This window comes from Aeromonas sp. QDB39, assembly GCF_027707585.1.
Lineage (GTDB): Bacteria > Pseudomonadota > Gammaproteobacteria > Enterobacterales > Aeromonadaceae > Aeromonas > Aeromonas hydrophila.
On the sequence record NZ_JAPCIV010000100.1, the window covers coordinates 1 to 2348 of the forward strand.

The 2348-nt window shown below is 53.6% G+C and carries 2 protein-coding genes and 1 pseudogene; 2 read left to right on the forward strand and 1 reads right to left on the reverse strand.

The features are described 5' to 3' along the window. Positions 1 to 75 precede the first annotated feature (75 nt). Positions 76 to 453: pseudogene (locus PG899_RS23925) on the reverse strand (DUF4158 domain-containing protein); the annotation flags it as partial. Between the two features lie 162 nt (positions 454 to 615). Here PG899_RS23925 and PG899_RS23930 point away from each other — a divergent pair. Both PG899_RS23930 and PG899_RS23935 read left to right on the forward strand, forming a co-directional pair. Further along, positions 616 to 1173, forward strand: a complete 558-nt coding sequence (locus PG899_RS23930) for a recombinase family protein (protein WP_001217881.1) — start codon at positions 616 to 618, stop codon at positions 1171 to 1173. A gap of 122 nt (positions 1174 to 1295) precedes the next feature. Then, positions 1296 to 2276 (forward strand): IS481-like element ISKpn27 family transposase, encoded by a 981-nt coding sequence (locus PG899_RS23935; RefSeq protein WP_013213985.1) that lies wholly within the window; start codon positions 1296 to 1298, stop codon positions 2274 to 2276. Positions 2277 to 2348: the final 72 nt, after the last annotated feature.

The following is a 2348-nucleotide window of genomic DNA, read 5'->3' on the forward strand; positions in this document are numbered from 1 at the left end:
GGCAGAGAAAATCCAAGCAAAACAACACGTTAGACGGTATTATTAATTCGCTTGCCGCTTAAGGTTCTGTACATGAAGGCGAAATGTCCAGGGCCAGGCAAATTCACGATACTGATAGTGCTGACGTATCAGCGCTGCATGCTCACGGCGGGTATTTTCCCTCTGACCGTATTCTGCAAGAACGGTGATATCACGAATCCCGAGCTGTCTGGCGGTAAAATGCCGGACGCCGGAAGGAATATGATTCATATCGGTGAGGAAGGTGCCCAGAAAACGGACACATCCAATTTGCAGGGCAATGCCCAGACGGTTGTGATCACCTCTGCTTTTTCCGATAAATTCCTTGTCTGCTTCATCAAGATGAAAATATCGTGCCAGCTGAAGCTCATCCGGTTCACCGGTGAATCTGCCATAGCTTTCAGTCTGCTCAGTGGTCAGAAAGTCAACGGGCATATCGGCCTCCCTGCCTGACGGGCATTTAGTAACATTTTTGCAACCGTCCGAAATGTTATAAATTATCAGACATAGTAAAACGGCTTCGTTTGAGTGTCCATTAAATCGTCATTTTGGCATAATAGACACATCGTGTCTGATATTCGATTTAAGGTACATTTTATGCGAATTTTTGGTTATGCGCGGGTCTCAACCAGCCAGCAGTCCCTCGATATTCAGATCAGAGCGCTCAAAGATGCAGGGGTAAAAGCTAACCGCATCTTTACCGACAAGGCATCCGGCAGTTCAACAGATCGGGAAGGGCTGGATTTGCTGAGGATGAAGGTGGAGGAAGGTGATGTCATTCTGGTGAAGAAGCTCGACCGTCTTGGCCGCGACACCGCCGACATGATCCAACTGATAAAAGAGTTTGATGCTCAGGGTGTCGCGGTTCGGTTTATTGACGACGGGATCAGTACCGACGGTGATATGGGGCAAATGGTGGTCACCATCCTGTCGGCTGTGGCACAAGCTGAACGCCGGAGGATCCTAGAGCGCACGAATGAGGGCCGACAGGAAGCAAAGCTGAAAGGAATCAAATTTGGCCGCAGGCGTACCGTGGACAGGAACGTCGTGCTGACGCTTCATCAGAAGGGCACTGGTGCAACGGAAATTGCTCATCAGCTCAGTATTGCCCGCTCCACGGTTTATAAAATTCTTGAAGACGAAAGGGCCTCGTGATACGCCTATTTTTATAGGTGTCTGGACTCGTGGGATCATGTACCCATGCGTAGCTGGCCGCTCTTCAAGGCCAGACACGTTTTGCGTACACTGTTCCAATCCGACTCTTCACTGGCAACTCGATGACCCAGGCACTGCACAGCCAAGCCCGTACTACCCACCTGATCCGTGAGGAAATCAGGAACTCGACGCTCCCGCAGGCCGAACTGGCCAGGATGTACAACGTCACCCGCCAAACCATCCGAAAGTGGCAAAACCGCGAGTCTCCTGAAGACAAGTCGCATGCGCCGAACAAGATGTACACGACGCTCACGCCCGAGCAGGAGCTCATCGTGGTGGAGCTGCGCAAGACGTTGCTGCTGCCCACGGACGACCTGCTGGCGGTCACGCGCGAGTTCATCAATCCAGCCGTCTCGCGTGCCGGCCTGGGACGTTGCCTGCGCCGCCACGGTGTCTCGGATCTACGTAACCTGGTCGAGCAGGAAGGCACTGCGCCCGCCACGAAAAAGACCTTCAAGGACTACGAGCCGGGCTTTGTGCACATCGACATCAAGTACCTGCCGCAGATGCCCGACGAGACGGCAAGGCGCTATCTCTTCGTTGCCATCGACCGTGCTACGCGCTGGGTCTTCATCGAGCTCTATGCCGACCAGACCGATGGCAGCAGTGGCGACTTCCTCAACAAAGTCCAGCAAGCCTGTCCCGTCAAGATCGTCAAGCTTCTGACCGACAACGGCAGCCAGTTCACCGACCGCTTCACGGCTGGCGGCAAGAAGAAGGAACCCAGCGGCACACACGTGTTCGACCGCCTGTGCAAGCAGCTCGGCATCGAGCACCGGCTCATCCCGCCTCGTCATCCGCAGACCAACGGCATGGTGGAGCGCTTCAACGGTCGTATCAGCGACATCGTCAACCAGACCCGTTTTGGTTCAGCTGCCGAACTGGAATCGACGCTGCGCAATTACGTCAAGATCTACAACCACAGCATTCCGCAACGCGCGCTCCAACACAAAACACCCGTTCAGGCGCTCAAGGAATGGCATGAAAAACGCCCTGAATTGTTCAGGAAACGCGTGTATAACCAGCCGGGTCTTGACATATAGGTTAATGTCATGATAATAATGGTTTCTTAGACGTCAGGTGGCACTTTTCGGGGAAATGTGCGCGGAACCCCT